Below are 14,156 nucleotides of genomic sequence, written 5' to 3' on the forward strand. Positions count from 1 at the left end.
GAATCTATTTTCTCGCCTTGAGCACCACGAACTTCGGATTGGCCGCCACCTGTTCGACACCGCGGAACAGCCGTGCCAGTTTGGCGTGGTAGCCCAGGTGGCGGTTGCCGACTATCCACAGTTCACCACTGGTGACCAACGCCGCGCGGGCCTGCTGGAACATGCGCCAGGCGAGGAAGTCACCGACCACCTGCTGCTGATGGAAGGGCGGATTGCACAGCACCAGATCCAGCGAGTCAGCCGGCTGCTCGGCCAAGCCATCGCCAGCGCGTATGGTCACCGGTCGCTCACCGAGTGCCGCCCGCCAGTTTTCCTGCGCCGATTGCACGGCCATGTACGACTCGTCCACCAGCGTCAGTTCCGCTTGTGGGCTGCCCAGGGCATAGGCGATGCCGAGTACGCCGTTACCACAGCCTAGATCGGCGACGCGGACGCGGCCGAGGTGGCGTGGCAGATGCGGAAGAAAGGCGCGTGTACCGATATCCAGGCCGTCGCGGCAGAACACATTGGCGTGATTGATCAACTCCAGCGCCGGTTTATCCAGGTTGTAGCGAGTGGGGTAGGGCGAGTGCGGCGCCGCCTTGGTTTCAGGCGTGGCCACGAGCAGCCGGGCTTTCTTCACCGCCAGCGAGGCTTGCACCGGGCCGATGTATTGCTCCAGCAGATCACCGGCGGCGCGCGGCAGGTGTTTGATCATTGCCCCAGCCACCACACGGGCATTCGGCGCCAACTGGTCGTGCAGACGGATTAGTTGTTCCTCCAGCAGGGCCAGAGTCTTTGGCACGCGGATCAGTACCCAGTCGAACGGTCCCTGCGGCGTTTCGCTGGACGTCACGAAGCGGACCGCCTCCACCGCCACACCATTGCGCGCCAGGTTCTTCTGCAGTGCCAGGTGGCCGAGGTTCGAGTCGCCGCTGCTGCTCACCTGGCAGTGCGTGGCCAGTGAGCAGGCGAGGGCGCCAAAGCCATCGTTGAGCACCAGCACCCGGCTTGTGGCGTCGATGCCCTGCTCGTGCACATGACTCAACAGGTATTCGTCGGCAGCATCGAAGGCCTGCAGAGGTTCGTTCTGCTGTTCGGGCTGGCGAATCAGGTCGAGGTCGGCGAATGGGGTGACGAGTGACGGCATGGCAGGCGTTTTCCGGAGGCGTGTGGAGCTGGCGCATCATAGCCGCTGGCGTCGCTGCACCCCAACATTCCTGAAGGTAGCCACATGTGCCGCTGGACAAGTGTGTGCGCCAATGGCTAAGTCTCACCCAGCGGTCTGGCGGGCGATCTGCCGGCAGACCTTGGTAAGGCATGAGCGAGAGACAAGATTGAGCGTTTCCGAAGCTAGACCCATCCGACGCCGAACGTTGCACAGTGAAATCGTCGACCATCTGCGTGAGCTGATCGTCAGCGGCGAGCTGGAGCCGGGTCAGAAAATCCCTGAGAAAGCCCTGTGTGAACGCTTCGATATCTCGCGCACCCCGCTGCGTGAAGCGCTCAAGGCGCTGGCGGCCGAAGGCATGATCGAACTGTTGCCGCAGCGTGGGGCCCGCGTGGTCACCATCACCGATGAGGAGTTGCAGGAGTTGTTCCCGATCATCGCCAGCATCGAGGCGCTGGCTGGCGAGCTGGCCTGCGAGAAGATCAGTGACGCGCAGATCGACGCCATCCGCCAGATGCACGAGGACATGATCGAGGCCTACCGAGCGTCACGTTCGCTGGAGTATTCGCGGCTCAATCGAGCCATCCATTTCGCCATTTTCGAGGCGGCCGACAATGCGTCGTTGCTGGCGCTGTACCGCAACCTGGAACTGCGCATTCGCAACATCCGTCACACCGTGCGTCAGGCCCCGCGGGATTGGAAAGAGGCGGTGAGCGACCACGAGAAGATCCTGCAGGCCCTTGCTGCTCGTGATGGCAGTCGGCTCGGCAAGATCATGCGTCAGCACGTGATGAACACCGCGCGTACGGTGCGTCATTCCATCGACGAGTTGCAGGACTCGGCGCTCGTCAGCGATCAAGAATAGTCGCTTACCTTCTGCATAAATCCCTCTCTTGCTAGGCGTTTTTACGCCCGATATTCGAGCATCTGCGCGAAAAATTGCCCTATCTTCGTGCAATTAAAATGAATTCATTATTTATTATTCTTTTTTGTTGACGGTGCCCTTTACCGTCCCGCAGAGTGGCCTGGCGATGCTTGCTAGGGCACGCCGGCACCCCATGAAAGGGAGCCGTTGCGCGATAACAAAACAGGGGGCAAAACCATGAAGAAGATTTTTGCGGCTTCGTCGATGATGCTGATGTTCGCAGCAGCGGGAGTGTCGGCACAGGAAGGCACACTGGCGAAGATTGCCGAGCTGGGGGAGATCAGCGTCGGCCACCGTGATGGGGCCGTGCCCTTTTCCTACTACGACGATCAGCAGCGCCCCATCGGCTATGCCATGGACCTGTGCGCGAAGGTCGTCGATGCGATCAAGCTCAAACTCGACGAGCCGGAGCTGAAGGTCAGCTACCTGCCCGTGACCGGCGCCACCCGCATGCCGTTGCTGGCCAACGGCACCATCGACATGGAGTGCGGCACCACCACCAACAATGCCGAGCGCCAGCGTCAGGTGAGTTTCTCCAACACCTATTTCGTTGCTGGCGTGCGCATCCTCTCCAAGAAGAGCGCGCCGATCGAAACCATGGCCGATGCCCAGGGCAAGACCGTGGTCACCCTGGCCGGCACTACCAGCGTCAAGGTCATCAGTGAGATCAATGCCGCGCAGAACCTCGGCCTCAACGTGCTGAGCGTGAAGGACCTGGCCGAAGGCATGCTGACCCTGCAGACCGAACGCGCCGTGGCGCTGATCTTCGACGATGTGTCCATTGCCGGCGCCGCCGCGACCTCGAAGAACCCTGAAGACTTCGTCATGTCCGCCGAGCCGCTGTCGGTCGAGCCATACGGCATCATGCTGCGCCGTGGTGACGATGACTTCAAGGAACTGGTCAACGCCACCCTCGACGAGCTGTATGCCAGCGGTGAAATCAACGCTATCTACGACAAGTGGTTCGTTCAGGCGATTCCGCCGCGTGGCATCAACATGAACTTCCCGATGTCCGGCCAGCTGAAGAAGGTCATTGCCGAGCCCACCGACGATCCGACCCCCGAGCTGTATCGCTGATCGAGTGGCGCCAACCCGGTCGGTGCCCTGCGCCGACCGGGCCATGACATGTACTGGATGGGCTAGGCCATGAGTTACAACTGGAACTGGTGGATCTTTTTCGAGCCTTCGCTCGATGGCACCAATACCTACCTGATGACGCTGATCTGGGGCGCCTGTTGGACGGTCGCCACGGCCCTCGGCGCGTTCACCATCGCCATCGTGCTCGGCTCGCTGGTCGGTGTAGCGCGCACCTCGCCGCTGGCCTGGATGCGTGCGCTGGGTACCGGCTTCGTCGAGCTGTTTCGCAACATTCCGCTGCTGGTGCAGATGTTCCTCTGGTACTTCGTGCTGCCGGAGCTGCTGCCCACCGACCTGGGGCGCTGGTTCAAGCAACTGCCCAACGCCGCGTTCTACACGGCGGTGATCTGCCTGGGCTGCTACCACGCCGCGCGTATGGCCGAAGTGGTGCGTGCCGGGCTCGAGAGTCTGTCCCGTGGGCAACGCATGGCCGGGCTGGCCATGGGCCTGACGCTGGTGCAGACCTACCGTTATGTGCTGTTGCCGATGGCCTATCGCATCGTGGTACCGGCCATCACCTCCGAATTCCTCAGTTGCACCAAGAACACCTCGGTTGCCCTGGCCATCGGCCTGATGGAGCTGACCGGCAGCGCTCGGGCGATGCAGGAAAACAGCTTCCAGACCTTCGAGGCCTTCACGGCGGCAACCACCCTGTATCTGGTGCTCAACCTGATCATCGTCTTCGCCATGCGCGCCGTCGAGCGCAAGGCCGCTGTGCCGGGCTACGGCCTGCGGAAGGAGAGCTGAACATGTTTGGCAGTTTCGACCTGGGAGTGGTGGTCGACTCGCTCCCCTATCTGTTCTACACCGGCATGAGCTTCACCCTGACGCTCACGCTGTTCGCCACCATCGGCGGCATCTTCTTCGGCTCGCTGTTGGCGATCATGCGTCTGTCGCGTTACCGCGCGCTGTCGATGTTCGCCGGTGGCTACGTCAACCTGCTGCGCTCGCTGCCGCTGGTGCTGGTGATCTTCTGGTTCTACTTCATGGTGCCTTTCGTGGTGCAGTGGATCACCGGTGCGCCGCGTCCGGTACGCATCGACCCGTTCTGGTCGTCGGTGATCACCTTCACCCTGTTCGAGGCCTGCTACTTCTGCGAGATAATCCGCTCCGGTATCCAGTCGCTGCCCAAGGGCCAGACCCAGGCGTCGATAGCGCTGGGCATGACCGGCCGCCAGAGCCTGTTCTACGTGGTCTTGCCACAAGCACTGCGCAACATGCTGCCGCTGATGCTCACGCAGACCATCGTACTGTTCCAGGACACCTCGCTGGTCTACATCCTCTCGATCACCGACTTCCTCGGCGCCGCGGCGAAGATCGCTCAGCGTGACGGTCGCCTGCTGGAGATGTACGTCTTCGCCGCGCTCATCTACTTCGTGATCTCCCTGCTCGCTTCCTATGCCGTACGCCGCCTGCAAAAGCGCGTCGCCATCATTCGTTAAGAGTGCCTTCGCCATGATAACCATCAGCGATGTCTGCAAATCCTACGGTTCGTTCCAGGTGCTGACGCACTGCTCGACCACCGTTGCCAAGGGCGAGGTGGTGGTGGTGTGCGGGCCTTCCGGTTCCGGCAAGTCCACCTTGATCAAGACGGTCAACGCGCTGGAGCCCATCGACAGCGGCGAGATCACTGTCGATGGCATCAGCGTCACGGCCAGGGACACCAATCTGCCCAAGCTGCGCTCGCGCGTCGGCATGGTGTTCCAGCATTTCGAGCTGTTTCCGCACCTGTCGATCATGGAAAACCTGATGCTGGCGCAGATCAAGGTGCTCGGTCGCAGCAAGGCCGAGGCCGAGAAGAAGGGCCTGCAACTGCTCGAACGCGTCGGCCTCAAGGAGCACGCGCACAAGCATCCCGGCCAGCTCTCGGGTGGCCAGCAACAGCGCGTCGCCATCGCCCGCGCCCTGGCCATGGATCCGGTGGTGATGCTGTTCGACGAGCCGACTTCGGCGCTCGACCCGGAAATGGTCAACGAGGTGCTCGACGTCATGGTGCAGCTCGCCCACGAAGGCATGACCATGATGTGCGTGACCCACGAGATGGGCTTCGCGCGCAAGGTCGCCGACCGGGTGATCTTCATGGACGCCGGACAGATCGTCGAAGACTGCCCGAAGGAAGAATTCTTCGGCGACATCAACGCCCGCTCCGACCGCGCCCAGCAATTCCTGTCGAAAATTCTCTCTCACTAACGCCGGACGAAGATCATGGAAATGCCCAACGAACAGCAACTGCTGGCGATGGCGGCTGCGCGCGGCGCGGCGCTGCGTGATGGTCGCGTGGTGCTTTACGCCGGTGCCAACCTGCCCAGCGCCGAGTCGCAGCAGGCCTATGCGCCCGAGCTGAGCGCCTACCCGGCGATGGGGCCTAGCTATACCAAGGAACAACCGGATACCGATCTGGTTTCTGGCCTCGAAGTGGCCGTGCGCGAGCGCATCTGCAGCCTGTTCGGCGCGGCCTGGGCTGAGCCGCGCCTGCCCAGCTGTACCATCGCCAACCTAGCGGTGTTCCACGCTTTCAGCCGGCCGGGTGACCTGCTGCTGGCGCCTGCCGCGGCCCATGGCGGGCACCTCAGTCAGCGCCGCGGCGGCACGCCGGAACTGGCCGGGCTGCGCGTGGCCGATCTGCCATTCGACAGCCGCGCCTGCCGTCTGGACGCACAGGCCGCCGCTGAGCAGGTGCGTACGCTGCGGCCGACTCTGGTGATGCTCGGCCGCTCGGTGGTCATCACGCCGGACGATGTCGAGCCGGTGGTAGCTGCCGCTCGCGAAGTGGGGGCAAAAACCATTTTCGATGCTTCGCACGTGTCCGGGCTGATCGCTGGCGGTACCTTCCCCAACCCATTGGAACTGGGCGTCGATATCCTCACCAGCTCCACCTACAAGACCCTGCCGGGTCGCCCACACAGCCTGATCGCCGGTCGTCATACCGAAGATGGCGAGCGTCTGGCGCGTTTCATCGACCGCGCATTACTGGCCAACTACGATGCCGGCAAGCTGCCATCCTTTCTGATCACCCTGCAACAGGCCGAGGCGGACAAAGGCTCCTACGCGCGGCGCATCTGCAGGGCAAGCGAAACCTTCGCCAAGGTGCTGCGCGAGCTGAACGTGGCAGTGATCGCGCCTGGCAAGGGTCAGATTTTCACGCATCAGGTGCTGGTGCCGATGAGCGCGGTGAGGGATGCAGCTGCCACGATCAAGGCGCTGGAGCAGGAGGGCATTCTGGTCGGCACCTGCAACGACCCGACCACGCCTGGCGGCTATGCCCTGCGTGTCGGCACCCAGTTCATCGTCGCTCAGGGCCAGGACGAGCAGGTGGATAACATCGCCCGCTGGCTGGCCGCTGCCCTGCGTCGTGAGCCGGATGGACGCATGACCGTGGTCTGATGCCCCTGCGATCTGCCGGTTTTTGTCGCGCGGCTTTTGCGCGACACTGCCGGCATCATTCGCTCAGGAGTTGCACATGACCATCAGCGATGACAAGTTCAAACGCGAGCGCCTGCTCGACGTACAGACACTGACACCAAGCCTGTTCACCTTGCGTACCACCCGTGATGCCGGTTTTCGTTTTCGCGCCGGGCAGTTCGTGCGTCTAGGGGTGGAAAAGGCAGACGGTTCGGTGGTCTGGCGACCCTATTCGCTGGTTTCGGCGCCGCACGACGAGTTTCTCGAGTTCTTCTCCATCGTGGTGCCGGATGGCGAGTTCACCAGCGAGTTGAGTCGGCTGCGTGTTGGCGACACCCTGCTGGTTGAGAAGATGGCTACCGGCTACCTGACCCTGGATCGTTTCGTCGACGGCAGCGACCTGTGGTTGCTCGGCAGCGGCACCGGCATCGCACCGTTCCTGTCGATCCTGCAGGACTTCGAGGTGTGGCAGCGCTTCGAGCGCATCGTGCTGGTGTACAGCGCAAGAACCTCTGCCGAGCTGGCTTACCAGCCGCTGATCCGGGGGCTTGCCGAGCTGGAGCACCTGGCCGAGTTCGCCGACAAGCTCACCTACCTGCCGGTGGTCACCCGTGAGCAGGCGCCGGATTGCCTGAGTGCGCGCATCACCGAGCTGCTCGACAGCGGCGAGCTGGAACGGGCCGCCGGGCTTGAGCTGACGCCTGAGCATTCGCGAGTGATGATCTGCGGCAACCCACAGATGATCGACGACATTCGTCAACGCCTGAAGGCGCGCGGTCTGAACCTGAGCCTGACCCGGCGGCCGGGTCAGGTGGCAGTCGAAAACTACTGGTGATCAGTCTTCGCGGATCGCCTTGAGTCGGTGCTCCCAGCGGCGCTTGGCGAAGCGGCGCATGTTGGGGATGTCGTCGGTCTCGTCGAGGATCGGCTTACCGATGATGGTTTCCATGATGTCTTCCAGCGTCACCAGACCGCGCCAGCTACCGAATTCGTCATACACCAGGCACATGTGCTGGCGCTCCTGCATGAGCAGGGTCATCAGGTTTTCCACGTTCATGCTTTCCGACACGACCTTGAGCGGCTTCATGATCTGGGTGATCGGTTCGGCGTCGTTCTCGGCGGCCAGGGCGTCATAACGGAACACCACGCCCAGCGGCGACTCGTCCTCGCCGATTACCGGGTAGCGGGAGAACTGGCTCTCGCGGGCACGGGTCTTGAACGCGGCGATCGATTCATCCGGTGCGGCGGATTCGCAGACGATGCGCGGCGTCATGATGTCGCGCAGACGAATCTCGTGCAGGTCGAGGATGTTGCTGATCACCCGATGCTCGTCTTCGTCGAGCTTGCCCACTTCGCGGCCGAGCAGGGTCAGCGCTTTGATTTCCTGGCGAATGTCATGCTCCGGCTCCTTGCCGCCGAACAGGCGCATGATCAGGTCTGAAAGCACGATGAACGGCTTGAGCAGCAGGATCATCGCTCGCAGCAGGCTCGGCAGGAAGGGGGCCAGGGCGCGCCAGTAACGGGCGCCGATGGTCTTCGGCAGAATCTCCGAGAGCACCAGAATCAGCAGGGTCATGACCGCCGAGGCGATACCCAGGTAACCGTCGCCGAAGACGATTGCCACCTGCGCACCGACACCGGTCGCACCAACGGTATGCGCCACGGTATTGAGAGTCAGGATGGCCGCCAGCGGCTGGTCGATCTTGTCTTTGAGCTCTTTCAGCCTTTCGTACAGCTGAGGTTTTTCGACCTTCTGCTGAGCGATGTAACTGGGCGTGAGGGAGAGCAGGGCGGCTTCGAGGATGGAGCAGATGAACGAAACCAGAATGGAGAGGACAGCGAACGCTATCAGGAGTGTCATGTAGGGGGATAAGTGGCCAAGGGTTGGCAAATTTAGCGCAAGAGCGGTAGGAAAAGCAGAAAAGCTGCAACATTTCATTTCGAAGTGTGGGCGCAGGCAGTGCTCGTCGACTGACGGCTGGCTCGCTGATCGCTCATTGGCGGCACGCGGCCCAGCTTCGACTAGGCTAAAGGGACACTCTTTGGGGAGGTCCTCCATGCCGCTTGAACATCACCCGTTGACCCGCGAATTCCCTCAGCAAGGCGATACCATGCGCAAGCTGATGCAAAGTGACCCACACTTCCCTCGCCTGGCTGGCGAGTACGAGGCACTGGACAAGCGCATCTACGAAATAGAGGACGGCCGTGAGGCTGCCGACGACCTGACATTGCAGGGGCTAAAGCTGCAGCGTGTGGGCCTGAAGGACGAGATCGCCGATCTGCTGCGTAAGGCGGGCAGTGCTTGATCCGGATCAAATGAACGGTCGACGTGCAGCGCTAGGCTGGAGCCATCTTCCTTGTCAGAGGCTTCATCATGCACGTCGACCACCATCCGTTGGTTCATGACTTCCCCGAACTGCGCAACGAACTACAGCGCCTGCGCCAGAGCGATGAACAGTTCTCTCGCCAGGCCGAAGAGTACGAAGCGCTGGACAAGCGCATCTGCCGGATAGAAGACGGTATCGAGCTGCTCGATGACGTCACCCTCAGCGCGCTGAAACTCAACCGTGTTGCGCTCAAGGACGAACTTGCTCGTCAGCTCAAGCGTGCCTCCGGGCAGTGCTGTGGCTGTGGCAACGGTTGCAAGGGGTGAGTGTAGGCGCCGGCTTGCCAGCGATATTTGTGAACGGTTGATCGCCCGCAAGCGGGCTCCTACGGCCAAACGCTTTCAATGCACGGGCGGGTTGATCAGATAGGTCAGCAGTCCCTCTGCCTCATCTTCCGTCCAGACCGCCCTCGGCGGTCTTGGCAACTCGCTCATCAACTGTTGCCAGAAAGCCAGGGCCACCTCGTCCTGGCGGTAGAAGCGTAACAACCAGGTGCTGCCGTCGCCCATCGCCTGCTGCACCAGTGCACGACCGATACCCAGTCGGCGGTAGCGCTTGAGGATGAACAGGTCGGCGAATTCCGGTGCATCGATGGCGGGCAGTTCGCTGCGCTCGACCAGCAGAAAACCGGCAATGAATCCATCAGCCAGGATCAGGCTGGCGCTCCAGCCCGGCTCTTGCCAATAGCGCTGCAGGTGCTCCTCATGGATGTAGAAACGACCGTCGACCTCGACGTCCTCCTGCTCCCAGTCCGAGCTGTCGTAGGAGTAGAACTGATAAAGATTGCGGATCAGCGGTAATTGCTCGGTGGTGGTGGGTAGCAGTTCGATCTGCATGGTGTTCCCTGGTGAAGGTCTGTGTCGGTGGTCTGTAAATCTATCCAGTAGTTCGGTATCGTTCCAGCCTTCGCTCAACAGGCAGGACTATTTCCCCATGGCCAAGGCAAAACGCATGTACGGCTGCACCGAGTGTGGCGCCACCTTTCCCAAGTGGGCCGGGCAGTGTGGCGAGTGCGGCGCCTGGAATACCCTGGTGGAAACCGTGGTCGAGGGCGCTACGCCCAGCGGTCGCACAGGCTGGGCCGGCGACAAGGCCAATATCAAGACCCTGGCTGAGGTCAGTGTCGAGGAAATTCCGCGTTTTTCCACCGCTTCCGGTGAGCTGGATAGGGTACTTGGCGGCGGCCTGGTCGATGGCTCGGTGGTGCTGATCGGTGGTGACCCAGGCATCGGCAAATCGACCATCCTACTGCAGACCCTGTGCAACATCGCCCAACGCTTCCCGGCCTTGTACGTTACTGGCGAGGAGTCGCAGCAGCAGGTGGCGATGCGTGCACGGCGGCTGGACCTGCCGCAGGACAAGCTCAAGGTCATGACCGAAACCTGCATCGAGACGATCATCGCCACTGCCCGCCAAGAAAACCCCAAGGTGATGGTGATCGACTCGATTCAGACCATCTTCACCGAGCAGCTGCAGTCGGCGCCAGGCGGTGTCGCCCAGGTGCGCGAGAGTGCGGCGCTGCTGGTGCGTTTCGCCAAGCAGAGCGGCACGGCGATCTTTCTCGTCGGCCACGTGACCAAGGAAGGCGCGCTGGCCGGCCCGCGCGTGCTGGAGCACATGGTCGATACCGTGCTGTATTTCGAGGGTGAGTCCGACGGTCGTCTGCGCCTGCTACGGGCGGTGAAGAACCGTTTCGGCGCGGTCAACGAGCTAGGTGTGTTCGGCATGACCGACAAGGGCTTGAAGGAAGTCTCCAACCCCTCGGCGATCTTCCTCACTCGCGCTCAGGAGGCGGTGCCCGGCAGTGTGGTGATGGCCACCTGGGAAGGCTCGCGGCCGATGCTGGTGGAGGTGCAGGCGCTGGTCGACACCAGCCATCTGGGCAACCCGCGCCGCGTCACTCTGGGCCTCGATCAGAACCGTCTGGCCATGCTCCTGGCGGTGCTGCATCGCCATGGCGGCATCCCGACCTATGACCAGGACGTGTTTCTCAATGTGGTTGGTGGGGTCAAAGTGCTGGAAACGGCGTCTGACCTGGCGTTGATGGCGGCGGTGATCTCCAGCTTGCGTAACCGGCCTTTGCAGCACGACCTGCTGGTGTTCGGCGAGATCGGCCTGTCTGGCGAGATACGCCCTGTGCCGAGTGGTCAGGAACGCCTGAAAGAGGCAGCCAAGCACGGCTTCAAACGTGCCATCGTGCCCAAGGGCAACGCGCCCAAGGAGGCGCCGCCTGGGCTGCAGGTCGTCGCTGTCACGCGGCTGGAACAGGCGCTGGATGCGCTGTTCGAATAAGCCAAGTCGTGGCTAAAGCCCTTCCCGCAGGTGTCAGGAGTCCGCTGTGGGAGGGGCTACAGCCGCGATCCACGCATGCGGCGTTCTGCCGCGAGTGGGGCGGGGCGAAAACTGACCGAGATCAATAGGTAGCAGGCTATCGGCGCGCAGCATGAAGGTGTATCCACTGAAGGAGATGCCACCATGTTCCTGTTCTTCGATTTCTTTTCCCGGGCTTTCAACTTCGACGCCAGAGCAGTCGAGTCGCGCGATGCACGTCGTGAGGCGCAGCGTATTCAGGCGCGTCGCCAGCGCCGTGAGCAGGCAGAGGCGGCCTGCCTGCGTCACTGACCACTAGGCTCTGTACGAAAAGTGCCTGCGCTCGGTGATGCTTCGTTAAAAACCGGTTCGGAATGCTCATTTACCACTCGTAAACTCGAGTGCGAGCCCAGTCCGTTCCTCACCGGTTTTTGCCTCGCCTGACCTTCGCTCGACGACTTTTCGTATAGAACCTAGTCGTCTTCGCCCAGCGCTGCCAGTTCGCGTTCCAGAAGCTGTTCATCGCCAAGGTTGAGTTCGACCAGGCGGCGCAGGTGGCTGATGGAGTCCAGATCGATATGGCGGCAGACGAAGCCGAGGGACTGCGGCTGGGTGCGCGTCAGCACCACTTCCATCTTTACCTTGGCTTCGTCTCCCAGTTCGATAAGGGCTTCGAAGGGCTGGTTCGGGTCACCGTTCCAGTCACGCGGGGTCTTGATCAGCAGGCCCTTGAGTGAAACATCGTGCAGAGCTGCCGACCATTGCCGCTCACCTTGAGCGATGACGGTGGGGGCGTCAAAGGCGATGCGCTGAAAGCGCCGACGCTCGTTGGCTGATTCACTCATGCCCATACTCCTGAAGGATTTACATCACTATAGCCAAGGCTGACGGCCCCGTGCTTTGCCGCTGTGTCGCAGGGCACAGCTGAGGCACATCAGTTTGACAGGTGGCCAAGTCTCACCAAAGCTCCTTGTGTGGTTTTCATTACTCGATAATGCGGAGCGATAGACATGAGCAAGCGACTGCTAGGCAAAGGTTTGGTCTTCGGCCTGTTGAGCATGGCCAGTGTTGGCGCATTTGCCGACGCTGCGGGTGGCAATGGCTGCGGCTGGGGCAACATGTTGTTCGAAGGGCAGCGTGGCATAGCCCCGCATTTTCTGGCCACCACCACCAACGGCACCTTCGGTAATGCCACCTTCGGTATGACCTCGGGTACCAATGGTTGCGACACCAGCGGCGCGCTGGGTTACAACGGCCGCTCCATGCTGGCGATGAATGGTATGCTCGACTCCATCGCTGAAGACATGGCCATGGGCCAGGGTGAAGCGCTGGACGCCTACGCCACCTTGCTGGGTGTGGAGGCCAAGGATCGTGCGCACTTCGCCAAGGTCACCCACGACAACTTCGGCAGCATCTTCAGCCAAGCCGATGCCACCAGCGAGCAGGTGCTGGCCGCTACCCTCGACGTGATGAGCCGTGATGCGCAACTAGCGCGCTATGTGAAACAACCGGCCTGAGGCAAATCCCAGGCAAAAAGAAGCCCGCCAATTGGCGGGCTTCTTCGTTTCAGGCTGAGCCTTAGTTGCCGTAAACCGGGAACTGGGCGCACAGGGCTTTGACCTGCTCGCGCACGCGGCCTTCGACTTCATCGTTGCCGATGTTGGCCAGTACGTCGCAGATCCAGCCTGCCAGTTGACGGCACTCGTCTTCCTTGAAGCCACGAGTGGTCACGGCCGGGGTGCCGATACGCAGGCCGGAGGTGACGAACGGCGAACGCGGATCGTTCGGAACGCTGTTCTTGTTGACGGTGATGAAGGCGCGACCCAGGGCGGCGTCAGCATCCTTGCCGGTGATGTCCTGCTTGATCAGCGAGAGCAGGAACAGGTGGTTCTCGGTGCCACCGGAAACCACGTCGTAGCCATTGTCGATGAACACCTGGGCCATGGTCTGGGCGTTCTTGATCACCTGCGCCTGGTAGGTCTTGAACTCAGGCTGCAGCGCTTCCTTGAAGCACACGGCTTTGGCAGCAATGACGTGCTCCAGCGGGCCGCCCTGGCCGCCCGGGAATACCGCGGAGTTGAACTTCTTCTCCAGCTCTTCGTTCTTGCGCGCCAGGATCAGGCCGCCGCGCGGGCCGCGCAGGGTCTTGTGCGTGGTGGTGGTGACCACGTCGGCGAACGGGACCGGGTTCGGGTACAGACCGGCGGCGACCAGGCCGGCCACGTGAGCCATGTCGACGAACAGGTAGGCGCCGACCTTGTCAGCGATGGCGCGGAAACGCGGGAAGTCGAGCACCTGCGAGTAGGCGCTGAAGCCGGCGATGATCATCTTCGGCTTGTGCTCGACGGCCAGGCGCTCGACTTCGTCGTAGTCGATCAGGCCTTGATCATTGATGCCGTACTGCACGGCGTTGTAGATCTTGCCGGAGAAGCTGACGCTGGCACCGTGGGTCAGGTGGCCGCCGTGGGCCAGGCTCATGCCCAGTACGGTATCGCCGGCGTTGAGCAGGGCCATGTATACAGCGCTGTTGGCCTGGCTGCCGGAGTGAGGTTGGACGTTGGCGTAGTCGGCGCCGAACAGTTCCTTGGCGCGGTCGATGGCGAGTTGCTCGACCACGTCGACGTACTCGCAGCCACCGTAGTAACGCTTGCCCGGATAGCCTTCAGCGTACTTGTTGGTCAGCACGCTGCCCTGGGCTTCCATCACCGCCGGGCTGGTGTAGTTTTCCGAGGCGATCAGCTCGATGTGCTCTTCCTGGCGCTGAGCTTCTTGCTCCATCGCGGCAAAGAGTTCGGCGTCATAACGAGCGAGGTTCAAATCACGGCTGAACATGGCAATCCCCTGA

At 61.9% G+C, this 14,156-nt stretch carries 17 protein-coding genes; 12 read left to right on the top strand and 5 right to left on the bottom strand.

Translation table 11 applies throughout. The features are described from left to right. Positions 1-4: 4 nt before the first annotated feature. Positions 5-1,129, bottom strand: coding sequence for a class I SAM-dependent methyltransferase (locus tag CXP40_RS03575; protein ID WP_106732610.1), 1,125 nt, complete (start codon positions 1,127-1,129; stop codon positions 5-7). 226 nt (positions 1,130-1,355) lie between these two features. On the opposite strand from CXP40_RS03575, the gene CXP40_RS03580 reads away from it, so the two are divergent. The 7 genes from CXP40_RS03580 to CXP40_RS03610 all read left to right on the top strand — a co-directional run bounded on the left by CXP40_RS03580 (position 1,356) and on the right by CXP40_RS03610 (position 7,449). Further along, a complete protein-coding gene (locus CXP40_RS03580; protein WP_256579229.1) occupies positions 1,356-2,015 on the top strand; it encodes a GntR family transcriptional regulator in 660 nt (219 codons plus the stop codon). Positions 2,016-2,252: 237 nt separating this feature from the next. Next, on the top strand, positions 2,253-3,152 hold the full coding sequence (locus tag CXP40_RS03585) for a transporter substrate-binding domain-containing protein (RefSeq protein WP_106732612.1): 900 nt from the start codon (positions 2,253-2,255) through the stop codon (positions 3,150-3,152). 69 nt (positions 3,153-3,221) lie between these two features. Then, positions 3,222-3,959 carry an amino acid ABC transporter permease gene (locus CXP40_RS03590; RefSeq protein ID WP_106732613.1) on the top strand — a complete coding sequence of 246 codons (738 nt, stop codon included), beginning with the start codon at positions 3,222-3,224 and terminating at the stop codon, positions 3,957-3,959. Positions 3,960-3,961: 2 nt separating this feature from the next. Beyond that, positions 3,962-4,654 carry an amino acid ABC transporter permease gene (locus tag CXP40_RS03595; protein WP_106732614.1) on the top strand — a complete coding sequence of 231 codons (693 nt, stop codon included), beginning with the start codon at positions 3,962-3,964 and terminating at the stop codon, positions 4,652-4,654. A 13-nt stretch (positions 4,655-4,667) separates the two neighbouring features. Continuing rightward, positions 4,668-5,402: an amino acid ABC transporter ATP-binding protein gene (locus CXP40_RS03600; RefSeq protein ID WP_106732615.1), complete on the top strand. Its 735-nt coding sequence runs from the start codon at positions 4,668-4,670 to the stop codon at positions 5,400-5,402. A 15-nt stretch (positions 5,403-5,417) separates the two neighbouring features. Continuing rightward, positions 5,418-6,596: a glycine hydroxymethyltransferase gene (locus tag CXP40_RS03605; RefSeq protein ID WP_106732616.1), complete on the top strand. Its 1,179-nt coding sequence runs from the start codon at positions 5,418-5,420 to the stop codon at positions 6,594-6,596. Positions 6,597-6,672: 76 nt separating this feature from the next. Further along, positions 6,673-7,449 (top strand): ferredoxin--NADP reductase, encoded by a 777-nt coding sequence (locus CXP40_RS03610; RefSeq protein ID WP_106732617.1) that lies wholly within the window; start codon positions 6,673-6,675, stop codon positions 7,447-7,449. On the opposite strand, the gene CXP40_RS03615 is transcribed toward CXP40_RS03610, so the two are convergent. Continuing rightward, on the bottom strand, positions 7,450-8,475 hold the full coding sequence (locus CXP40_RS03615; protein WP_106732618.1) for a CNNM domain-containing protein: 1,026 nt from the start codon (positions 8,473-8,475) through the stop codon (positions 7,450-7,452). A gap of 196 nt (positions 8,476-8,671) precedes the next feature. Here CXP40_RS03615 and CXP40_RS03620 point away from each other — a divergent pair, with 196 nt between their 5' ends. Together CXP40_RS03620 and CXP40_RS03625 are read left to right on the top strand one after the other, a co-directional pair. After that, complete coding sequence (locus CXP40_RS03620) at positions 8,672-8,920, top strand: YdcH family protein (RefSeq protein WP_099522588.1); 249 nt, start codon at positions 8,672-8,674, stop codon at positions 8,918-8,920. A 68-nt stretch (positions 8,921-8,988) separates the two neighbouring features. Beyond that, positions 8,989-9,267 (top strand): YdcH family protein, encoded by a 279-nt coding sequence (locus tag CXP40_RS03625; protein ID WP_099522587.1) that lies wholly within the window; start codon positions 8,989-8,991, stop codon positions 9,265-9,267. Between the two features lie 75 nt (positions 9,268-9,342). Here the strand turns inward: CXP40_RS03625 and CXP40_RS03630 are convergent, their stop codons facing one another. Next, positions 9,343-9,837: a GNAT family N-acetyltransferase gene (locus tag CXP40_RS03630; RefSeq protein ID WP_106732619.1), complete on the bottom strand. Its 495-nt coding sequence runs from the start codon at positions 9,835-9,837 to the stop codon at positions 9,343-9,345. Positions 9,838-9,934: 97 nt separating this feature from the next. Here CXP40_RS03630 and radA point away from each other — a divergent pair, with 97 nt between their 5' ends. Further along, positions 9,935-11,293, top strand: coding sequence for a DNA repair protein RadA (gene radA, locus CXP40_RS03635; RefSeq protein ID WP_106732620.1), 1,359 nt, complete (start codon positions 9,935-9,937; stop codon positions 11,291-11,293). 183 nt (positions 11,294-11,476) lie between these two features. Beyond that, on the top strand, positions 11,477-11,623 hold the full coding sequence (locus tag CXP40_RS23780; protein ID WP_177429622.1) for a hypothetical protein: 147 nt from the start codon (positions 11,477-11,479) through the stop codon (positions 11,621-11,623). Positions 11,624-11,784: 161 nt separating this feature from the next. Here the strand turns inward: CXP40_RS23780 and CXP40_RS03640 are convergent, their stop codons facing one another. Continuing rightward, positions 11,785-12,156: a PilZ domain-containing protein gene (locus tag CXP40_RS03640; RefSeq protein WP_099522584.1), complete on the bottom strand. Its 372-nt coding sequence runs from the start codon at positions 12,154-12,156 to the stop codon at positions 11,785-11,787. 165 nt (positions 12,157-12,321) lie between these two features. Between CXP40_RS03640 and CXP40_RS03645 the strand changes: the two genes are divergently transcribed. Next, positions 12,322-12,828: a DUF3015 domain-containing protein gene (locus tag CXP40_RS03645; protein WP_106732621.1), complete on the top strand. Its 507-nt coding sequence runs from the start codon at positions 12,322-12,324 to the stop codon at positions 12,826-12,828. Positions 12,829-12,889: 61 nt separating this feature from the next. On the opposite strand, the gene glyA is transcribed toward CXP40_RS03645, so the two are convergent. Then, positions 12,890-14,143 carry a serine hydroxymethyltransferase gene (gene glyA, locus CXP40_RS03650; protein ID WP_106732622.1) on the bottom strand — a complete coding sequence of 418 codons (1,254 nt, stop codon included), beginning with the start codon at positions 14,141-14,143 and terminating at the stop codon, positions 12,890-12,892. Positions 14,144-14,156: the final 13 nt, after the last annotated feature.

Origin of the sequence: Pseudomonas sp. YY-1, assembly GCF_002843095.1 — a bacterium.
Lineage (GTDB): Bacteria > Pseudomonadota > Gammaproteobacteria > Pseudomonadales > Pseudomonadaceae > Aquipseudomonas > Aquipseudomonas sediminis_A.

Bases quoted from the DNA above. Each gene is read 5' to 3' on its own strand.
- CXP40_RS03620 (WP_099522588.1), top strand. From the start codon at position 8,672: ATGCCGCTTGAACATCACCCGTTGACCCGCGAATTCCCTCAGCAAGGC.
- CXP40_RS03625 (WP_099522587.1), top strand. From the start codon at position 8,989: ATGCACGTCGACCACCATCCGTTGGTTCATGACTTCCCCGAACTGCGC.
- glyA (WP_106732622.1), bottom strand. From the start codon at position 14,143: ATGTTCAGCCGTGATTTGAACCTCGCTCGTTATGACGCCGAACTCTTT.
- CXP40_RS23780 (WP_177429622.1), top strand. From the start codon at position 11,477: ATGTTCCTGTTCTTCGATTTCTTTTCCCGGGCTTTCAACTTCGACGCC.
- CXP40_RS03645 (WP_106732621.1), top strand. From the start codon at position 12,322: ATGAGCAAGCGACTGCTAGGCAAAGGTTTGGTCTTCGGCCTGTTGAGC.
- CXP40_RS03600 (WP_106732615.1), top strand. From the start codon at position 4,668: ATGATAACCATCAGCGATGTCTGCAAATCCTACGGTTCGTTCCAGGTG.
- CXP40_RS03630 (WP_106732619.1), bottom strand. From the start codon at position 9,837: ATGCAGATCGAACTGCTACCCACCACCACCGAGCAATTACCGCTGATC.
- CXP40_RS03640 (WP_099522584.1), bottom strand. From the start codon at position 12,156: ATGAGTGAATCAGCCAACGAGCGTCGGCGCTTTCAGCGCATCGCCTTT.
- CXP40_RS03595 (WP_106732614.1), top strand. From the start codon at position 3,962: ATGTTTGGCAGTTTCGACCTGGGAGTGGTGGTCGACTCGCTCCCCTAT.
- CXP40_RS03575 (WP_106732610.1), bottom strand. From the start codon at position 1,129: ATGCCGTCACTCGTCACCCCATTCGCCGACCTCGACCTGATTCGCCAG.
- CXP40_RS03605 (WP_106732616.1), top strand. From the start codon at position 5,418: ATGGAAATGCCCAACGAACAGCAACTGCTGGCGATGGCGGCTGCGCGC.
- CXP40_RS03585 (WP_106732612.1), top strand. From the start codon at position 2,253: ATGAAGAAGATTTTTGCGGCTTCGTCGATGATGCTGATGTTCGCAGCA.
- CXP40_RS03615 (WP_106732618.1), bottom strand. From the start codon at position 8,475: ATGACACTCCTGATAGCGTTCGCTGTCCTCTCCATTCTGGTTTCGTTC.
- CXP40_RS03610 (WP_106732617.1), top strand. From the start codon at position 6,673: ATGACCATCAGCGATGACAAGTTCAAACGCGAGCGCCTGCTCGACGTA.
- radA (WP_106732620.1), top strand. From the start codon at position 9,935: ATGGCCAAGGCAAAACGCATGTACGGCTGCACCGAGTGTGGCGCCACC.
- CXP40_RS03590 (WP_106732613.1), top strand. From the start codon at position 3,222: ATGAGTTACAACTGGAACTGGTGGATCTTTTTCGAGCCTTCGCTCGAT.